The sequence below is a fragment of the Chitinophaga filiformis genome, from assembly GCF_023100805.1.
Taxonomy (GTDB): domain Bacteria; phylum Bacteroidota; class Bacteroidia; order Chitinophagales; family Chitinophagaceae; genus Chitinophaga; species Chitinophaga filiformis_B.
Genome location: NZ_CP095855.1, coordinates 1,022,837 through 1,041,441, shown reverse-complemented (window position 1 = coordinate 1,041,441; position 18,605 = coordinate 1,022,837). Strand labels below are relative to the sequence as shown.

At 46.2% G+C, this 18,605-nt stretch carries 16 protein-coding genes; 7 read left to right on the top strand and 9 right to left on the bottom strand.

The window, feature by feature from the left end; genetic code table 11:
- Positions 1–8: 8 nt before the first annotated feature.
- Both MYF79_RS04350 and ricT read left to right on the top strand, forming a co-directional pair.
- Entirely contained in the window at positions 9–1,148 is a 1,140-nt protein-coding gene (locus MYF79_RS04350; RefSeq protein WP_247812728.1) for an ATP-binding protein, read from the top strand.
- 126 nt (positions 1,149–1,274) lie between these two features.
- A complete protein-coding gene (gene ricT, locus MYF79_RS04345; protein ID WP_247812727.1) occupies positions 1,275–2,735 on the top strand; it encodes a regulatory iron-sulfur-containing complex subunit RicT in 1,461 nt (486 codons plus the stop codon).
- A 263-nt stretch (positions 2,736–2,998) separates the two neighbouring features.
- Here ricT and MYF79_RS04340 read toward each other — a convergent pair whose 3' ends face one another.
- Complete coding sequence (locus tag MYF79_RS04340) at positions 2,999–4,051, bottom strand: nucleoid-associated protein (RefSeq protein ID WP_199654515.1); 1,053 nt, start codon at positions 4,049–4,051, stop codon at positions 2,999–3,001.
- Positions 4,052–4,073: 22 nt separating this feature from the next.
- Positions 4,074–5,543: a hypothetical protein gene (locus MYF79_RS04335; RefSeq protein WP_247812726.1), complete on the bottom strand. Its 1,470-nt coding sequence runs from the start codon at positions 5,541–5,543 to the stop codon at positions 4,074–4,076.
- 206 nt (positions 5,544–5,749) lie between these two features.
- On the opposite strand from MYF79_RS04335, the gene MYF79_RS04330 reads away from it, so the two are divergent.
- Positions 5,750–6,640 (top strand): SMP-30/gluconolactonase/LRE family protein, encoded by an 891-nt coding sequence (locus MYF79_RS04330; RefSeq protein ID WP_199654513.1) that lies wholly within the window; start codon positions 5,750–5,752, stop codon positions 6,638–6,640.
- 76 nt (positions 6,641–6,716) lie between these two features.
- Here the strand turns inward: MYF79_RS04330 and fabG are convergent, their stop codons facing one another.
- The 3 genes from fabG to lptB are packed head-to-tail and all read right to left on the bottom strand — an operon-like array spanning position 6,717 to position 9,817.
- Positions 6,717–7,466 carry a 3-oxoacyl-[acyl-carrier-protein] reductase gene (gene fabG, locus MYF79_RS04325; protein ID WP_247812725.1) on the bottom strand — a complete coding sequence of 250 codons (750 nt, stop codon included), beginning with the start codon at positions 7,464–7,466 and terminating at the stop codon, positions 6,717–6,719.
- 30 nt (positions 7,467–7,496) lie between these two features.
- The gene (locus MYF79_RS04320; RefSeq protein ID WP_247812724.1) at positions 7,497–9,029 is read right to left on the bottom strand and encodes a GH3 auxin-responsive promoter family protein; all 1,533 of its coding nucleotides are present in this window, start codon (positions 9,027–9,029) and stop codon (positions 7,497–7,499) included.
- Between the two features lie 23 nt (positions 9,030–9,052).
- Positions 9,053–9,817 (bottom strand): LPS export ABC transporter ATP-binding protein, encoded by a 765-nt coding sequence (lptB, locus tag MYF79_RS04315; protein ID WP_247812723.1) that lies wholly within the window; start codon positions 9,815–9,817, stop codon positions 9,053–9,055.
- Between the two features lie 213 nt (positions 9,818–10,030).
- Between lptB and metF the strand changes: the two genes are divergently transcribed.
- Entirely contained in the window at positions 10,031–10,984 is a 954-nt protein-coding gene (gene metF / locus MYF79_RS04310) for a methylenetetrahydrofolate reductase [NAD(P)H] (RefSeq protein ID WP_247812722.1), read from the top strand.
- A 284-nt stretch (positions 10,985–11,268) separates the two neighbouring features.
- Here the strand turns inward: metF and MYF79_RS04305 are convergent, their stop codons facing one another.
- The 4 genes from MYF79_RS04305 to MYF79_RS04290 all read right to left on the bottom strand — a co-directional run bounded on the left by MYF79_RS04305 (position 11,269) and on the right by MYF79_RS04290 (position 15,176).
- On the bottom strand, positions 11,269–11,970 hold the full coding sequence (locus MYF79_RS04305) for an outer membrane beta-barrel protein (protein WP_247812721.1): 702 nt from the start codon (positions 11,968–11,970) through the stop codon (positions 11,269–11,271).
- A gap of 230 nt (positions 11,971–12,200) precedes the next feature.
- Positions 12,201–12,818 carry a porin family protein gene (locus MYF79_RS04300; protein WP_247812720.1) on the bottom strand — a complete coding sequence of 206 codons (618 nt, stop codon included), beginning with the start codon at positions 12,816–12,818 and terminating at the stop codon, positions 12,201–12,203.
- Between the two features lie 138 nt (positions 12,819–12,956).
- Complete coding sequence (locus tag MYF79_RS04295; protein WP_247812719.1) at positions 12,957–13,652, bottom strand: porin family protein; 696 nt, start codon at positions 13,650–13,652, stop codon at positions 12,957–12,959.
- Between the two features lie 117 nt (positions 13,653–13,769).
- A complete protein-coding gene (locus tag MYF79_RS04290; RefSeq protein WP_247812718.1) occupies positions 13,770–15,176 on the bottom strand; it encodes a redoxin domain-containing protein in 1,407 nt (468 codons plus the stop codon).
- A gap of 82 nt (positions 15,177–15,258) precedes the next feature.
- On the opposite strand from MYF79_RS04290, the gene rlmD reads away from it, so the two are divergent.
- Genes rlmD through MYF79_RS04275 form a run of 3 tightly spaced genes read left to right on the top strand, consistent with a single transcriptional unit; the run spans position 15,259 to position 18,286 of the window.
- Positions 15,259–16,671 carry a 23S rRNA (uracil(1939)-C(5))-methyltransferase RlmD gene (gene rlmD / locus MYF79_RS04285; protein WP_247812717.1) on the top strand — a complete coding sequence of 471 codons (1,413 nt, stop codon included), beginning with the start codon at positions 15,259–15,261 and terminating at the stop codon, positions 16,669–16,671.
- Between the two features lie 13 nt (positions 16,672–16,684).
- A complete protein-coding gene (locus MYF79_RS04280) occupies positions 16,685–17,515 on the top strand; it encodes a rhomboid family intramembrane serine protease (RefSeq protein ID WP_247812716.1) in 831 nt (276 codons plus the stop codon).
- An 18-nt stretch (positions 17,516–17,533) separates the two neighbouring features.
- Complete coding sequence (locus MYF79_RS04275) at positions 17,534–18,286, top strand: rhomboid family intramembrane serine protease (protein ID WP_247812715.1); 753 nt, start codon at positions 17,534–17,536, stop codon at positions 18,284–18,286.
- Positions 18,287–18,605: the final 319 nt, after the last annotated feature.

Below are 18,605 nucleotides of genomic sequence, written 5' to 3'. Positions count from 1 at the left end.
TTGCGTCCATGCTTTTTTCGAATGTCATAGGTCAGGAAGATATACGACAACAATTAATAAAGTCTACGGAACAGCACCGGCTTAGTCACGCCAATATCATACTGGCGCCTGAAGGGGCCGGAGGGCTTCCGATAGCGCTTGCGTTTGCGCAATATCTGGTCTGCGAAGATAAACAGCCGGACGGGGCTTGTGGCAAATGTGCCTCCTGTCTGAAAGCAGGTAAGTACATACATCCTGATATACATTTCTCTTACCCGGTCATTCCCCGCAAGCCGGGCGATAAACCGGTAAGCGCTGATTATGCGGCCGAATGGCGGGAATTCGTCGACGCCCAGCCTTATGGCAATGCATATGACTGGTTACAGTTTATCGGGGCAGAGAACAAACAGGGTAATATTACCGCTACAGAATGCCAGGATATCATCCGCAAGCTGAGCCTGAAAAGCTTTGAGAGTACCTATAAGATACTTTTGATGTGGATGCCTGAATACCTTGGCAACGAGGGAAACAGGCTGCTGAAGCTGATAGAGGAACCACCAGACAATACCATTTTTCTGCTGGTGGCAGAAAACCAGGAACAGATCCTGGCCACTATCCTCTCCCGCACACATCTGATCAAAGTGAATCCGCTGCCGAAAGAGGTAATGATAGATGCGCTGATCAAGCGGGCACAGATACCAGCCGCCAAGGCACGACAGGCGGCCACCATCGCGGCCGGCAATTACCGGGAGGCCTTGTATATGCTCCAGCATTCAGACGACGACTATCATGAACTGCTGCGCAACTGGCTCAACTATATTTTCACCGGCAACCGGGTGGCGCTTCAGGGATGGATAGAAGGCATCGCCAGTACCAAAATGGGACGCGAGAACCAGAAACAGTTCCTGCGTTATTTCATCAACCTCATGGAGCATACCCTGCGACTGAAGTATATAGACAGAAGCCAGCTGGCCTTTTCAGATGAGGAAACGGACTTTGCGGCGAAACTGCAAAAGCTGGCAGATCTTCAGCAAATGGAACAGATCATGCAGGAACTGGACAATGCCTGCTATTATATAGAACGCAACGCGAACGCCAAACTGCTGTTTCATGCGCTTTCCGTGAAGTTGCAGTATATCTTTAAAAAGAGGCCGATTCCGGCAATATGACATATTAAGGGCATTTTCCGTTATCTTTGTTAATTCCGGCCCTTATGTAATAAGGAGGAATTATATATATTAAGCGTCCGGTCCAATGCCCGGATGTATTTCATTTAATAATTTAAATCGATTAATATGGCTTGTGCCGGATGTGGTACAGGTGCAGAGGGGAAGCCGTCAGGATGCAAAAGCAATGGAGGATGCAGTAGTGGAGGCTGTAACAGGCTGAATGTATTTGACTGGCTGGCCAATATTCCCTTAAGTGACAGCTTAGCACCATTTGATATAATAGAAGTAAGTTTTAACAACGGTAGCAGAAAGGATTTTTTCCGTAACACCACCAAACAGTTACTCGATAAAGGAGAAATGGTAACTGTAGAAGGCGTCAGTGGTTTCGACATCGGACAGATCAGCCTTACAGGCGAACTGGTTAAATTACAGATGAAGAAAAAGCGTATCGAAGATACCCCTGAAGTAAAGAAGGTCCTTCGCCGCGCTACAAATGAAGACCTTGCGCGGATGAACGATAACAAAGCCCGCGAAAAGGACGCCCTCATCAGAGCCAGGGCCATTGCCCGCAGTATTGGTCTGGAAATGAAGCTCGCAGAAGTGGAGATCCAGGCTGATGGCCGTAAAGCCACTTTCTTCTACACCGCAGACGATAGGGTGGATTTCCGCGAACTGATCAAACTCTACGCCGGTGAATTCCGCGTAAAGGTGGAAATGCGCCAGATAGGCGCCCGCCAGGAAGCCGGAAAAGTAGGCGGTATCGGTAGTTGCGGAAGAGAACTTTGTTGCGCTACCTGGCTCACCGACTTCAAAAGCGTTAATACCACCGCTGCCCGTTATCAGAACCTGTCTATTAACCAGGCTAAACTTTCCGGTCAATGTGGCCGTCTGAAGTGCTGCCTGAATTATGAACTGGATACTTACCTCGATGCATTGAAGGAATTCCCTGAAGATGCTGACAGTATTGAAACCGCAAACGGCGTGGCTACCCTTCAGAAGAGAGATATTTTCAAAAACCTGATGTGGTACTCTTATGGCGACAGTAACAAGCAATATCCGCTTACTATTGCCCGCGTGAAAGAGATACGCCAGCTGAATAAACAGAATATCAGGCCGGAAGACCTGAAACCTGTGGAAGTGGTGACAATAAAACCAAAAGAAACTGACCTTGGCTTCGCAGATGTTGTAGGACAGATCAGTTTACGTTCGCTTGAAAAAGCTTCTCAGAAACGTAAACACAAAGACAAGGAAAAACAAAAGCATAAACAGAAGCAGGAACAACCACAGCAGCCGGGCAACAAAAAACAGGAAGGTAAAGGCGAAAACCAGCACCGTCCTGCACAGCAACAAAAGCAGCAGCAGGAAAACCGCCCGCAGAAACAACAGGATAACCGTCCACAGCAGCAGCAACAAAAGCCTAAACAGGAACAACGCCCGCAGCAACATGCTCCCAAGCAGAAGCAGGATCAGCGTAATCAGCCTAATGGGCCTAAACCGCAGCAGGACAAGAATAATCCTAACAATCCTAAACAACAGGGAGGCGGAGGACATAACAAGCCACCGAAGCCCCGCGAAAAACAGAAATAAACAATCGTTTTTAATACCATTGAGAAGCGCATCATGTTATTGATGCGCTTTTTTTATTTTACTGCTTTAACTGGAATGATTTCTGCGGGACCTTAGCAACAAATAAAGCATTTGTAGCCACAGCGGCAGCTACACTTATCTCTTTTACCATCAGTATCTGATACTAACTGCTGGGAACGTTCCCGGATCCGATATACTAAAAGGCCGCCCGGAAGAACAGCCTTTGTTTAATAATTGGTTTTTGCTTATGAAAAAAAGATAGATCAAGTTTCGTTCTCAAACAATAGCTTATAGTAATACAAATTGGTAGACTCATCAAATCCACGCTCAATCATTTCCCTGTTACCATGTATATAGATGTGAAAGTTTTTGTCCAACTTCAGTACACTCTTAAAAACCTTTTGCTGTTTCTTGACCGCAGGAGATGAAATATCAAACTCATCGGGGAACTCTTGCTGAAACTCCTGCTGAAACTGCTCTTTATATTCCTTGAATGACGCTATGGCATCGGGATGGCCCAACACTTCCTGTGCAAAATCATCCAGCTGAAACTGCTCTTTCTCTTTGAAATAAGTTGCTGATTTATTAAGAAGGTCCACCTGGTCTACACGGCTTATCTCGTATTCGCCGGGCAGTTTATCGTGAATAAACTTCTTACACATGTTCACTGCAAGCTCTGTCTGGTGATAACTGTCCTCCCGGCGTTGTACCTGCAGGAACGCATCTTTCCAGTAAACTGCTTCATTTTGTTTGCTGATGCTGTCTATTATGCTGACTTTGTACCCATTTTCTTCTTCGGTGTTGAATACCAGGCAACCTTTATCAAGTTTATTGATATTGATCCCATCTTCATAGTTCACCTCATAGTTGTCATTGGCCAGAAATACCTTGAGATAAGTATCCCTGTTCTCAGATTTAAAAATGCCTATCGCCTCAACGTCTTCTCCATCCACCTGACATTTACTAAAGTAAGCAATGTATAACTCTCCACCCTTGATCTTTGGATGAGTGGAATGCTTGTATAGATGCTTGGCAATATTCACTGATTGCTCGTGAAAATTGTCCCTGTTTTCAAATATACGGCGGCAGTATTGAAAAATCTCATTTAATTGTAAATCAGCCTCATGATAAAAACGGAAGTACTCTGCGCTGTTGGTGAACGGCTGTATAAAATACGTTAACAACAACTGGCTGATCGTCTCGTCCTGCAGTTCCAGCGGGGCCTGCGAGCAAATCAGCGGTTCTTCCTGTGAGGCATTTCCTACCTTATGTATTGAAAGGTGTTCGAGGTCTTTAAAGTCTGAAACATGTATCATGGCCCGGCGAAAATAGTGAAAACTATTTCACAAATTTCCCCCCTGGTGTAATGTGCAGTTCTTTGCCTGTCAATTTAATAATTGCATCGCAGGTAAGCCTTCCCCTCCTCTCATTGTAATCATCTTCCCTGTTCTCCATCTGTTTCGCCTTTACATTTGCCAGCTTCTGTTTCTTCAGATTATTGTATACCGTGTACCGGTCTATGATCTTATTATCTTTATTAACAGTTAAGAACTCCAGGAAGTTCTCCCCTCCCTTGTTAAACTCATGCAGGCCTACCAGGATATTGTCCTTGGCCCGGATATGAAACAAAGAGGCATAGTGATGATTTCCCCGTTTGCCCTTGAAATATTTAATAAGCGCCTTTTCGTTGTACAGTTTTGAACTATGTACAATAGATGTGGCCTGCCGGCCGATGATCTTGCCGCTGGGTAGTACTTCATACTGCATATTGTATACCGTCTTGAAGCGGAAAGTACTATCCAGTTCCCTCCTGTCTTCCTCCTGCAGGTTGATGCTGGCGTCTTTATCTACCATACACTTTCTGTAAATGGTCTCTGAATGCTCCCCTAATCTGCCTCCGTACACAACTATCCTGTCCACTTCTTTACCTTTCTTATAAGTGATCAGCTTTACCTCCGGATAAGTTAATCCCTCATCCAGGTAAATAGTATCTCTGGCATACAACAAAGCCGTTGCCCTTCCCCCTATATCCAGCCGGCCCAATGCATATATCGGATCGGGGCTCTCCTCCTTAAAATCGTAATAAGGGGTAAGCCTGGAAACGGGTTTCAGTTCTTTTGTACTCACGGTATCCAGCGTGGCGGGTAATTTATGTTCAGGAAAACGGCTGGCATATTTCTCAAAGGACTCTTTCTCTTTCGGCACTTCCTTTATCGTTCCCTTGCGGCCTATCTTGTAAAAGCGAAGCGAGGTATTCACTTTCTGGCTGCCCTGTACATAGGTGGAATGACGTGCCCTGACTTCGATCAGCGAATCCAGGCCTATATAGAACCACTGATTGGTAAATTCTGTGGATGTGGTATCTTTTACTGCTACAACTGTTTCTTCTTCCTCACCTGGCTCCCTGCTTACATTGGCTGCTACCTGTAAACGCGACTTTTCCACACCGTTGTCGTTATATACCACGAGGTAAGTTCTCTTCTCATGATCGTTTATGTCACAGGCAAAGATGACCGGCGTAAACCCATTGACCTCAGCAAAGCGCCCGGCCTTTACCCGCTGAAAGGTATCGGCGCCAAGATAATGCGCATAATCCTTTATCTCCTTCAGCTCATAGGCATTCGGATAAGGTAACTTCAACTGCGTCAGCCCGTTGACGAAGTCATAATACTTCATCACGCTATCCGGCACAATAGGTGCAATATTGATACTCTTATTCTGTTTAACGGCAGCGGGTTGAGAGCTGTTGTTACATGATGAGTGAAGGATCAACCCCAACAGGCAAACAATAGGTATAACTCTAAACATAATAGGACGTTTACACAGGACTAATAACATCACAAATATATAAGTACTTCTTTGATATATTAATAGTTTGATAACCAAATTTTTGAACGGTAGTTATTTGCCATATTTTAGCTGCTCAGCACGTAACAACGGTCAATTTTGTCTTATTAAGGGTTTAACTTTCCTATCTTTTCTTAACTTGATAACTCAACGCAATTTTTTTTATCATGAAGCAGCATATCTGTTTATTACTGGCCTTAACGACCGGTTGCGCAGTCATGGCACAGCACAAATCCACTGCATTGTACCAGGCGCAGGATCTTACGAAAGAGAATATGTTCTCGGTCAACATTGAGGGGCCCAATTTCGATAAAGCAGGCAATCTCTATGTGGTGAACTATCTGCGGGACGGCACCATCGGGAAGATCAGCACAAAAGACGGCAGCGGGGAAGTGTTTGTGACATTGCCGGATAGCAGCATTGCAAACAGCATCCAGTTCAACAGCAAGGGCAATATGTACCTGCCGGACTTCAAGGGGCACAATGTGCTGGAAGTGGACATGAAGACGAAAAAGGTGAGCGTTTATGTGCATTCAGACAAGATGTTCCAGCCCAATGACCTTTGCATCAGTAAAAAAGATGTGCTCTTCGCATCAGACCCCGACTGGAAAAACAGCAAAGGGCAGATCTGGCGTATCGATAAAGGCGGTAAGGCCGTGCTCCTGGACGGTAACATGGGAACCGCCAATGGTATTGAACTGAGCCCTGACGAAAAGACCCTGTACGTAAATGAAAGCGTGCAGCGTAAGATCTGGAAGTTCGATGTTGATAAAGATGGTAATATCAGCAATAAAAAACTGTTCGCTGAATTCCCTGATTATGGCTTTGATGGTATGAAATGCGACAAAGCAGGCAACCTCTATGTAGCCCGTTGGGGAAAAGGTGCAATCGTGGTACTGGCGCCCGATGGTAAGGAAATACGGGAAATCCCGCTGAAGGGTAAGCAATGCAGCAATCTCACTTTTGGCGGCAAAGACGGTAAAACCGTATTTGTGACATTGCAGGACAGGAAGTGTATGGAAACATTCAGGGTGGAGATCCCCGGAAAACGATATTAAACAATCAGGGATCAGGGCTTGAATAAGCGCAGACGCCCGTATCCAATTCCTGATCCCTGATCAATATTATATTATACTACATATTCAGTCCACCGCAGGCGCTGATCACCTGGCCGGTTACATATGCTCCCATATTGGAAGCCAGGAACAGACATACGTTAGCGATATCTTCAGTGCTGCCAAAGCGGCCCAGCGGAATCTGTGCCAGGTAGTTCTTGGCGCCATCACCATCTTTCAGGTAGTGCGTCATGTCAGTCTCAACGAAACCAGGAGCTACAGCATTGCAACGGATGTTGCGGCTACCCAGTTCAGCTGCGATAGATTTGGTGAAGCCGATAATACCTGCTTTGGAAGCGGCATAGCTGCTCTGCCCCGCGTTACCCTTCATACCGATAATGGAGCTCATATTGATAATGGAACCGCTCTTTGCCTTCATCATTGGGCGGATCACATGTTTGGTCATGTTATAAACACTCTTCAGGTTCACGTCAATTACCTCGTCCCACTGTTCAGGGCTCATACGCAGCAACAGGTTATCTTTGGAAATACCGGCATTGTTCACGCAGATATCTATAGCGCCAAATTCTTTCAGTACATCATTGATCAGCGCCTCGCTCTCTTCGAAACTGCCTGCATTGGATTTATAGGCTTTTGCCTTTACACCCATTGCCTGTAGCTTTTGTTCCAGTGCTTTGGCCTTTTCGTCGGAACTAAGATATGTGAATGCAACGTTTGCTCCCTGTTCTGCAAATTTGATCGCGATGGCTTCCCCTATACCTCTGCTGGCACCTGTTACAATAGCTACTTTGTTCTCCAGTAATTTCATATAGACGTAATAGTTGTTAGATGATTAAATTTAGATTTTGCCAGTGATGCCGGCGAATTTAAGAATTTCTTCCACATGCTGCCGCTCGTTATTGAGGCGCGGTACTTTATGCTGACCACCCAGTTTGCCTTTGCTCTTCAGCCAGTCGGTAAAGGTGCCCTTGGGCAGGACATGTACCACCGGGCGGCGCAGCGCCATATCTTTATGGCGTTTGGCCTCATAGTCGGAGTTGATAGACTTAAGGGTATTATCCAGCACATCAATGAACTGTTCAAGATTGCCGGGCATCACGTCAAAGTCCAGCAGCCATTCATGGCCACCTGCTTCGCTATCGCTAAAATAGATAGGGGCCGCGGTATAGTCGTTCATCACAGCGCCAGTCACCTCACATGCCTTCGCAATGGCCATATCCGAGTTCTCAACGATCAGCTCTTCTCCAAAAGCGTTGATGAATGACTTGGTACGTCCGCTTACCCTTACACGGTAAGGCGCAAGAGAAGTGAACTGTACGGTATCGCCTACCAGGTAACGCCATAACCCACCGTTGGTACTGATAATCAGGGCATAGTTCTTACCCATTTCCACGTCCTGCAGCTGCACGGTTTGCGGAGATGATTTGCCATATTCTTCCATTGGCATGAATTCGTAGAAGATGCCATGGTTGAGGAACAGGAGCAGGCCTTCCTCTCCTATTACGTCCTGTGCGGCAAAGAAGCCTTCAGAAGCATTATAGGTTTCCTGGTAATACATGTCCGGCTTACGGATCAGTTTTTTGAACTGCTCCCGGTACGGCGTAAAGCTTACGCCACCATGCATATACAATTCCAGGTTAGGCCATACATCGGCCAGGTTATCTTTCCCGGTGATCTCAAATATACGTTTGATGAGTACCAGCGTCCAGGTAGGTACACCGGCAATGGAGGTTACATTCTCATGTATCACGGCGTTGGCCATGCGCTCTATCTTCTCCTCCCATTCGTCCATCAGGGCAATGGAAAGGTCGGGTGTACGGATCATGTTGCCATAGAATGGCATGTTCTGTAGCATCACGGCGCTCAGGTCGCCGAAGTAAGAATCACTTTCTGCGTCCAGTTTGTTCACCTGGTGGCTACCACCTATTACCAGCGATTTACCGGTCAGCAGGCGGGAGTCAGGGAAATTATTATAGTACAGTGATAATACGTCACGGCCGGCGCGGTAATGGCAATCATCCAGGCTCTCTACAGAGACGGGTATGAACTTGCTCTTATCGGCAGTGGTACCGCTTGATTTGGCAAACCATTTAATCGGTGTATTCCATAAGATGTTCTGCTGTCCCTCCATCAATCGCTGGATGTAAGGCTTGAGGGTATCATAATTATGAATAGGAACCCTTTGCTTGAACTCTTCTATCTTATATATCTGTGAAAAGCCATATTGCTTGCCGAACTCTGTATACTGAGCGGCGCTGATAAGGTTTTGGAACACCTGCTGCTGCACCTGCAGGGGGTATTGCATAAAATATTCTATGCGCCCCATACGCAAACGCGCCAATTGTGATATTGCAGGACTTAATATTCTCATAATAGGATCAGGAGCGTAGTAGTTTATTGTTGTTTAGCTGCTTCGTCCAGGTAATTTTTACGACGTAAAATGAAATTCTGGCCAAGATACACTTTTCTTACCTGTTCGTCTTCGGCTAACTCTTCTGCAGTACCGGCTTTAAGTATCTTTCCTTCAAAAAGGAGGTATGCCCTGTCGGTAATAGAGAGCGTTTCCTGCACGTTATGGTCTGTTATGAGGATCCCTATATTTTTGTATTTAAGGCGGGCAACGATTGACTGGATGTCTTCGACAGCGATCGGGTCAATACCGGCAAAAGGCTCGTCCAGCAGGATGAACTTAGGATCTACCGCAAGCGCGCGCGCTATTTCCGTACGCCGGCGTTCACCTCCACTCAATACATCTCCGGGGCTTTTGCGTACATGGGTAAGACGGAATTCTTCCAGCAGGCTTTCCAGCTTTTCTTTCTGCTCTGCTTTCCTCAGCTTCGTCATTTCCAATACGGCGGAAATATTATCTTCCACACTCAGCTTACGGAACACCGAAGCTTCCTGGGGCAGATAACCAATTCCCATTTTCGCCCTTTTGTACATTGGCAGTTTTGTAATATTCACATCATCCAGGTACACCTGTCCCTCGTCGGGCTTGATCAGCCCCACTACCATATAGAATGTGGTTGTTTTACCTGCTCCGTTAGGACCAAGCAACCCAACTATCTCTCCTTGTGTCACTTCAACAGATACGTGGTTGGCTACAGTTCTGTGACCGTAACGCTTTACCAGTTGATCTGTATGTATTTTTAATGCCATATGTTCAAACTTAGCAAAAATACACTTTTCATTTAGCTTTCAACGTCTAACTGTCGTCAGTCCCTCAATTTGTGCAAGATCGCTACATTTTTTATCTATGAATGGAGTACAATGTATTAAAATATTCGGCCATTCCGCGAAAAATCAGATGATAATTCTAATGGATGTATTATTTTTGCCCGGCATTAACTTAAGCTCACTTTTATTTCTACTATGAAAGTAACAGAACATATTGCGCAGGCAAAAGATACGCTGATCTCTTTTGAGATCTTACCTCCCCTTAAAGGTAAGAGTATCGATTCTATATATGAACATCTTGATCCCCTGATGGAATTCAAGCCGGCTTTCATTAACGTTACTTACCACAGAAGTGAGCATATGTTTAAGAAAAGGGCTGACGGCACCTTTGAAAAGGTGGAGATCCGTAAACGGCCCGGTACAGTGGCCATCTGCGCTGCCTTGATGAACCACTATGACGTGGATGCAGTTCCACACCTCATCTGCGGAGGCTTCAGCAGGGAAGAAACAGAAAACGCATTGATCGACCTCAATTTCCTGGGCGTGGATAATGTGCTGGTATTACGTGGTGATGCGCCTAAGAATGAGACATTCTTTGAACCTGAACCACATGGTCACCGTTATGCAGACGAACTGCTACAACAGGTGGTACACATGAACAATGGCATCTACCTGGAAGAAGACCTGCAAGGTGGCGTGAAAACAAACTTTTGTATAGGCGTGGCGGGTTATCCGGAGAAACACTTTGAAGCGCCAAACATGCAGACAGACATGAGCTACCTCAAGAAAAAGGTAGAAAATGGCGCCGACTATATCGTGACCCAGATGTTCTTTGATAACCAGAAATTCTTTGATTTCGTTACTAAATGCCGCGAGGCGGGTATTACCGTACCGATCATTCCAGGGTTAAAACCCATCACTACCCGTAAACAGCTGACTGTCCTGCCACGTACCTTTCATGTAGACATTCCGGCCGATCTTGCCAATGAGATACTGAAATGTAAAACGGATAAGGAAGTGGAGGCTGTAGGCACCGAGTGGCTGATCCAGCAGTCAAAAGAACTCAAGGCCTTTGGCGTGCCCGTACTGCACTACTACACCCTGGGTAAACCCAATGTGATCCGGAAGGCAGTTGAAGCAGTGGTATAATACTCTTAATCTATCCGCAGTTTATAAAGTAAAGCGGTCCGCCTTGGGCGGACCGCTTTTTTATGATAGAATGGTAACCGTTTTTCTTAATAAAAATGCCATTACGTGGAAACGTAGCAGCATGTCCGAATAACTGTCACACTTTTTGTCTTTTTGTTGCTGATAATTACAATGAATTATCAATTCCTAAGACGGCTACGCTTGAACTTACCCCTATTACCCAAAAAAAATTAAGGGAGCCCCTTTTCAGGAACTCCCTTCAATAGTTTAAATACTTCTTTCCTTTAGTAATCCTCCCTGTCCAGCAGCACACCCAGGCTCAGGGAAAAATAGCTGTTGGTGATCTTTGCAGAAGAGGTACGGTCAAGGTTGAACATTCCCCGGCTCAAATTGGCGCCTACTACCATCAGGTTGTTAAATTCTATTCCGAACGCCAGGTTTGCGCCGGCATCAAACCTGCTGAGCTGTGCGCCCGGAGCAATGCCCCTGTCTTTGTAGTTAAATTCGATAGAATGGGAATCGGTACTGACAACTGATCCATTGTACATCAGGTCCAGGTCATAGGTGCCGTTTAGTCCATAGGCTACATAGGGGCCGCCACCTACCACGATCTTACCCAGCGAAACCGGGAACTTGAGCACCATGTTCAATGGCACTTCCAGGTAATGCAGCTTAAGCTGGTTGGCCGATTCCACGAATACGCCCTGTTTGGAAGGCAGTGGACGAAGGTAGGCGCCTTTGGTAATGTATCTTACCAGGGGCTGAAAATAGAGTCTTTTGTAGACCGGTACGTTAATCATCAGGTCTGCATGGAAATTGGTAAGCTGGCTACTGGTACCAAGGCTGTTACTTTTATAACCCTGGCTGTTTTTTATCTGTGTGGCAGACAAGGTATAGCCACCCCTTAATCCAAGACTTACCTGGGCATGAAGGGGCATTAGGGAAATTAACAGCGTTAAAAGGAAGAGTGTAAAAAATTTACTCATGCGTTTTACGTTGTGTTGTAATGTTGTGCGGTATTGTCCTCTTTAATAGGGTCTTCCAGGGTTCATAACACGGGATCATCCCCGTCATAAATACGGGCATAAAAATAATCTAAATACTCACAAATTGTAGGCAATATTGAGCGTTCGCAACGAAAGGGGGAGATTTTAGAAAAAATAAAAAAGTCCCCCTGTCAGCGACAGGAAGGACTCTTTATTTAATATTGCTTGCCTTAGAATTTATAACCTACAGAAACACCGAAAGATGTGTTCCTCCAGCTACGATCGTTGTCAGTATTATCATATACATTCACCAGGCCCAGGTCGGCATTGATACCGAGGTATAAACCGGCCTTCATTTCATAACCAGCTACGATACCTACACCGGCATCAAAACGTTTCAGCTTTCCACCGATAATTGTTGATTCATCATCGAAAGCTTTCCACTCTGCAGTTACGTTACCAACGGTACCTTTGTGTTTACCACCCAGACCGTAAGCGAGGTAAGGACCAGCACCGAGGTTCAGCCAACCGGCGCCTACTTCTGGTTTGAACAGGAAGTTGATGGGAAGTTGCAGGTAAGACAGTGTTGTTTTCAGGTTGTCGTTGGCCTTGTTGCCTTTACCTGCGTACAGTAAGCCTGTACCAATGTAAAATTCATCTGCCAGCGGTAAATCGGCTGTTACACCAGCCCTTAAACCAACTACCAGGTCGCCGGTCTCTTTATGACCTGCTGCGTTTTTAACGGTTGCACTTGAGAAATTAGGTCCTGCCACAATACCGAATTTTGTCTGGCCAAAAGTAATGCCTGCAATCATCAGCGCGGCAACGGATAATAATACCTTTTTCATATGGTGTTTTAATTTTTGGTATAGCATCCTGCAGGCGTTAAAGGATGCTATACCAATTTCTTAGCTATTGTTGTTTGTTATAGGAGACGTTGCCTGTTACGTCCGGTTAAAAAGTAACTGAATTGCTGTAATACGATTTTAGAACAGATAACCTAAAGACACACTAAACACTCTGTTTTTGTTCTTGTCATTCCTGCTATCATCTCCACCGGAGTTAATCTTACCAAAGCCGTGTCCATACTGTGCAGAAACCAGGAAATTCTTGAATTCGGCACCTACCTGCACGTTACCACCCCAGTCAAACCTTTTGTACTTGTTCAATCCCTGGTCAGGATCTCCCTCGTTGAAAGGGGTATCGTCATCCCATTTAATGTTAGACTCTGTACTGGTAGTTACACCGGCAAGTGTAGTTGATACCTTATTCTTACCTGCTACACCAAATGCCATGTAAGGACCGACACCGGCAAATAGCCTGGTATTTGCACCGACAGGTATCTTACCAATAAAGTTTAAAGGAATCTCAATGTACTGGGGCCGGGTGGTATATTTCCTGTAAGGAACAGTGGCGCTGTTGTCTTTGTCTCCAGATGTCAACTTCGCACCTTTGGTGGTATAAAACACTCCGGGCTGGAAGGAAAGTACCTTCGGTACCAGGGGAATGTCGGTAATAAGACCAATATGGTAACCTGATAATGAACGGTCTTTATCCACTGAACCGTCGTTACTCACAGAAATGGTAGAAAGGTTCCAACCGCCTTTCACACCTACCCGCACCTGAGACATTGCTCCGAAAGAAATCGCAAGGGCCGCAAACGAAAGGATAATCTTTTTCATAATCTTAACAATTTGATTACAACATCGAAATTCCAAAGACTATGCCAAAGGCACCCACAGCAAACTTATCTGACTGCAAACAAGTGAATTACAATGGGAAATAATTATTATATCTGATTATTTGCGGACTGTGCCATCCTTTGTGTCCATTTTTTCAAGGAAATCGCTGAGCTGTTCAACGCCCAGTCTTTTGGCCAGGATCTTCTTTTTTTCGTCCAGCAAATACACCACAGGAGTGCTGTATACATCGTACAAACGGCGGTAATTGCTCTGGGCGTCCGGGTCCCATGCATGGATCCATCCATTGAGCTTATGTTCTTTGATGAAAGACTGCCATTCGTCTTTGGTGCCTTCCGTTTTAAAGCCGATGAGGGCTACTCCTTTGTTCTTCCAGCTGGCGTTAAAGGCGGAGTCCAGTCTGGGTACTTCTATCTTGCAGTGGCCACAGGTAGGGTCCCAGAAAACGAGGATCGTATATTTTGCTTTTGTGGTATAGAGGGATACGGGTTTCAATGAAGAATCTTTTACTTCCAGTGGCGGGGCTTGTTGCCCGATGAGGTTAGGCGCCATGGAATAAGCCCTGGAGATGATCTTGTTCAATTGATCATCCTTCAGCCAGTAAGCCTCACCCGATACGTAGTATTTTTCCACCATATGCACGAATACGGCATCCATACCCATGTACTTGGAAGTCTCGTAGGTATAGGTCAGCCACCATACTACGAACTTGAACATCTCTTTATCTTTTCTGGTCTTCGCAACAATATTGTCTGCTTCGGCGATAATGGAATCGGGGTCCATTGCCACCAGCTGTGTGAAGTACCTGTTCAGTTTCTTCTCGATAATATCGGTTCTTACCAGCCTGCCGTCTGTCAGGTTTACGCTATCCCAGTAATGCGCCTTGTAATAGCGGTAACCAAAAGTAGAATCTTCGCCGGGAGGGGTAGGTGGCACTTCAGGATCTTTCATGGCCCTGAAGATGCTGGTGAGCAGGCTTTTCGGGTGTTCCGCCACAATATGGTTACGGAAGTCCTGAAGTTTTTTGCCCAGTTCCTGTTGCAGGGATTTCGCCGCAGCACTGTCTGCCGCCGTATGTTTGGCCAGCATGGCATTGAGCTGCCGGTCCTGTGGCGCTATTTCCTTTGACAGGAACTTATTATATGACTGGAAGATCTCGTTCTCTTTGGACGTTTTAAAAACGGTCTTATTGATCAGGTCTGTGGTGTCTATGCTAACAGAGAATTGCTGGTCCTTGTTATCGAGCAGCATCTCAAAATAGCGTTGCCTGCCGGGAAGCAAAACGATGTAGATACCTCCTGGCAATGCTTCCTTGTTCTTCATAACCGCAACACCCTGCGCATTGATCTGGGCGGAATCGGCCATGTAAAAGCTTTTCCCCATATAATGAGCCAGGCATAGTTGTCCGCCGGTATACTGTTTTAACTGGAAAGTAAGCTGGTAGCCCTGCGCCTGTAACTGCCAGTGGCAGAAAATGCAGGCGAGTAATATCATAAGTTTACGCATAGGATATCGGTTAGTGTAAAAGTAGCAAGGAAAAGGCAATTTCACAAAATCAGTGATCAGCTAAAATCCTACCTTTGCACCCGTGAGGAAAAAAAATGTTATTCTTGAAAAAGTCCCTGTAAGCGCTTATGCGGCAGAAGGGAAAGCATTGGCCAGGATAGATGGCAAAGTGATATTCATTGAAGGCGGCGTTGTACCTGGCGATGTGGTGGACGTCCGTCTCGGTAAGAACAAAAAAGACTGGGCAGAAGGTAAGGCCATCCGTTTCCATTCCCAGGCATCTAACCGTGTTGATCCTTTCTGTGAACATTTTGGCAACTGCGGCGGCTGCAAATGGCAGATGCTGCCTTATTCCCTGCAGCTCGAATACAAACAGCAGCAGGTGGCCGACAACCTCCAGCGCATCGGTAAACTGGAACTGCCCCCCATGCAACCCATTCTGGGGTCCAGGCATACCACCCATTACCGCAATAAACTTGAATTTACTTTCAGCAATAAAGCATACCTCCCGGCAGAGGAACTGAATGAAGACGGCAGCATTCCACAACGAAATGCCCTGGGCTTCCATGTACCGAAGCTATTCGACAAGGTGCTGGACATTAACACCTGCTACCTGCAGGCAGAACCGGTCAATGCGATCCGGAACACCATCCGGGCGTATGCACTGGCCAACCAGCTGTCCTTTTACGACATCCGGGCCAAGGAGGGATGGCTCCGTAACCTGGTGATCAGGATCTGTACCACCGGTGAAGTAATGGTCAATCTCGTGATCCATCACGAGAACAAAAAGGACAGGGAGGCCCTGCTGGATCATCTGCTGGCAACTGTTCCCGGCATTACGTCGGTGTTGTACACGATCAATCCCAAGCTGAACGATACTATTTTCGACCTGGAGCCAAAGGTATACTTCGGAAAGGGCTATGTGGAAGAGAAACTGGAGGATTTTACTTTTAAAATAGGTCCTAAATCCTTTTTCCAGACCAATACTTATCAGGGAGAAGCCTTGTATCAGGTAACGAGAGAGTTCGCCGGATTAACAGGAACAGAAATTGTTTACGATCTCTATTGTGGTACAGGCAGTATTGGTATTTTTGTGTCCCGGCAGGCCGGCAAGGTGGTCGGTATAGAGTTGATAAAAGAGGCCATTGACGACGCCGTTGAAAATGCCGCCCGCAACAACGTGAACAATGCACAATTCTTTGCCGGAGATGTAGTGGATATTTGCAATGACGCTTTCTTTGCCCAACACGGGCAACCGGATGTAGTGATCACTGACCCTCCGAGGGCCGGTATGCACGAGAAACTGGTGAACAAGCTACTCGAAATTGCTGCTCCCCGCATAGTATATGTAAGTTGTAACCCTGCTACACAGGCCAGGGACCTGGCGTTACTGGACGCTATGTACAGTGTCAAAAGGATACAACCGGTGGATATGTTCCCACATACTCACCATATCGAAAACGTAGTGTTACTTGAGAAAAGAATTAATCATTAAAGAATAAGGAGAAATGAGCGAGTTCAGGCCCGGCAGATTTGAAATACTCCCTACGGTGATCAAAAACCTACTGATCATCAATGGTTTGGTGTTCCTTGCGCAGAACACACTGGGGAGCAGCATCGGGAATAATAAGATTGACGATATTTTCGCGTTGCACTACTGGGGGTCCGATCTCTTCAGGCCTCACCAGTTCATTACCCACCTCTTCATGCACGCCACCCTGGGGCACCTGTTCATGAACATGTTTACCCTCTGGATGTTTGGCGCCACCCTGGAAAACATCTGGGGGCCAAAACGCTTCCTGATCTTTTACATGGTCTGCGGCCTGGGAGCGGCGCTTTGCCACATGGGTGTGCTGACCTACGAAAACGTGAGGCTGGCCCACGATGCCAAGGCATTCCTAAGCGATCCTTCCATCGCCAATTTCAGGCTGCTGGACAGCCGCTATGACCTCGACGCAGGCAGATTCCGGGTCGAAGGCATAAAGACTATATTCTACCAGTTCCCGAACGATCCAGGTGTTATTAACGATACCAAAACGTTCATCAGCCAGTTCGCCCAGGACTATCCTGATAGTGCTACCCTTGGCGCTTCCGGTGCGGTATTCGGACTGCTGTTCGCATTTGGTTACCTGTTTCCGAATAATCTCATTTACCTTTACTTCCTGTTCCCTTTAAAGGCAAAATACTTTGTAGGGATCCTCATCCTCCTGGAACTGTATTCCGGTATTCAGAATTCAGCCGGAGACAATGTGGCCCACTTTGCCCACCTTGGTGGTGTGCTCTTTAGCTATATCCTCCTCAGGATATGGAACAGGCATAACCGCCGGCATTTTTATTAACATAAAAGATCTTGTGACATGATGCACGTTGAGGAAAGGAATACCACTCCCCTATCCCTGGGAGAAGAAAAGAATATGGTGATCCAGCTGCTGCTGATAAATATCACGGTATTCGTCCTGCTGTTTTTCACAGAAGTCATTTACCGCATGGAAGGCAATCCGCTGGCCCGTTATTACGACGATGTATTGTCGCACCTGACGCTGTCTGCCAGCTTTAGCACCGTACTGCACAATCCCTGGTCATTGATCACGTCGATGTTCGTGCATAACAGTTTCTGGATGATTGTCAGCAACATGATCTGGCTGGCCTGCTTCGGCACCATGCTGCAAAATCATGCTGGTCGTCAGCATATCCTTCCGCTGTATCTCCTGAGTGGGATCGTAGGCGCTGTATTTTATCTGCTGGGGATGCAGTTCATTCCGTCTTTCCGGGAGCTGCAGTCATTTGCCAGTACAACAGGGGCTTCCGCCTGCATCATGGCCCTGGCAGTAGGCGCTACCATCGTGGCGCCCGGATACAGATTGTTGCCAAACCTCCCGATCCCCTTCTGGATCATTACCCTTATCTTCCTGCTTGTGAACATCGGGACACATGTTGTAAATAGTCATGACCTGACCATGGTACCGGCACTGATCGGCGGTGGTTTAACCGGATTGCTTTATATGCAGCAGTGGAAAAAAGGCAATGATCTTGGCGCCGGCTTTAACAGGACTTTACACAAGATCACACACCTTTTCCACCCGAAAACGCATCTGCATGTTGTGAAATAACATAGCAACATTTCAATATTCAAAGCCCTCCGGTATGCTGCGAAGCGCAGTTCATCCGGAGGGCTTTTCTTTTACCCTTTTTTTGCTCTTTAATACCCTCACTAAGACATGAGTGAGGACGTTTGCTTTTGGCGCCTGCGCTATGAATAACTACATCCCAACATTATCTGTTGTAAGTTTCAATGCGTATTCAGGTAATGCCTGGAAGGGGTTTCAGCATTTTCCGCTTATGGCAGGCTTATCATTATAATGCATGAATTCATCATTTCTCCTATCTTTAAGCAAAAATGCGATAGGAGTTGAGATTTCTGAGGCTATT